This window comes from Enterococcus florum, from assembly GCF_004309355.1.
GTDB lineage: Bacteria > Bacillota > Bacilli > Lactobacillales > Enterococcaceae > Enterococcus_A > Enterococcus_A florum.
Genome location: NZ_BJCC01000066.1, coordinates 1 through 802, shown reverse-complemented (window position 1 = coordinate 802; position 802 = coordinate 1). Strand labels below are relative to the sequence as shown.

Here is an 802-nt window from a genome sequence, read left to right as displayed (position 1 = left end):
TACGCAGCTTTGTAGTAGTGATTGTGAAATTCCATTGGCGTCATTACCTGCAATTTTCGTTGGTAACGACCTGTATTATAGTATGTCATGTAGTCACGAATCATCGTGACAAGCTCCTCGCGACTGGTAAACTTTCGTCCATAATACTTTTCTCGCTTAAGCATTCCCCAAAAACCTTCCATCGGTCCGTTATCGATACATTTGCCTGCACGAGACATGCTCTGAATCATTTCGGCCTTTACGATGCGGTGGAAGAAATTGACATGCGTATATTGGAAACCTTGGTCGCTGTGAAAAATCGGATGTGCCTCCGGTTCTAATGCGACTGCTTGATCAAATGTATCAAAGACTAAGTTCAAATCATTGGTATCATTCAGTGCATACGTGACAATGCGCCGATCGTAGAGATCAAGAATCGCACTCAAATAAAGTTTATGCATATTCTGTCCGATAAAATACTTGAATTCTGAAACATCGGTCACCCATTTTTGATTTGGTGCTTCCGCATCAAATTGGCCATGCAAGACATTCTTCGCTTTGTGGTAAGGAGTGGCAGCTCGTCTTGTGATACAAGTCGCCGGGTGCTTGATGGTAGACTGAATTTGTTCGTGACGACAAATACGTAAGACTCGTTTATCGTTAACATTTAGCTGGCAGGTCCGCTTCAATTCATCTTTGATGCGACGATAACCCATATCTGGATGCTGGTCATGAATCGTTCGAATGACTTCTGCAATGTGGCGATTGGTCTGTTCACGTACGCTCACAGGCTGTTTCACCCAGCGATAGTAGGCAGAGCGCG

At 44.0% G+C, this 802-nt stretch carries 1 protein-coding gene; it reads right to left on the bottom strand.

Going from position 1 to position 802, the window contains the following annotated elements; all coding sequences use genetic code 11:
- On the bottom strand, positions 1-767 hold a 767-nt coding region (locus NRIC_RS19100), incomplete at its 3' end, for an IS3 family transposase (protein ID WP_265416126.1).
- Positions 768-802: the final 35 nt, after the last annotated feature.